The organism is Achromobacter sp. GbtcB20, from assembly GCF_019091095.1.
In the GTDB taxonomy this organism is placed as follows: Bacteria; Pseudomonadota; Gammaproteobacteria; order Burkholderiales; family Burkholderiaceae_B; genus Achromobacter; species Achromobacter mucicolens.
Map to the genome: position 1 here is coordinate 1 of NZ_JAGXJZ010000919.1, position 234 is coordinate 234.

At 51.7% G+C, this 234-nt stretch carries 1 rRNA gene; it reads right to left on the bottom strand.

Annotation, left to right across the window (positions count from 1 at the left end):
- Nucleotides 1-157 precede the first annotated feature (157 nt).
- Nucleotides 158-234: ribosomal RNA gene (locus KVT32_RS31625) — 16S ribosomal RNA — on the bottom strand; the annotation flags it as partial.

Here is a 234-nt window from a genome sequence, read left to right on the forward strand (position 1 = left end):
CTCTAACCGACTGAGCTACAGACCCAAAACCTTCTCGGACCAGTAGTCAGGAAGCTGAAGACCTAGGGAAGATTCCCTCGACCCAAGCCTACAACTGATCCCAGCTATATCAAACAACCGATAAGAGTGGACGCTTAACACGAGCACGTAAGCTCTGAAAGGAGGTGAACCAGCCGCACCTTCCGATACGGCTACCTTGTTACGACTACACCCCAGTCATGAATCCTACCGTGG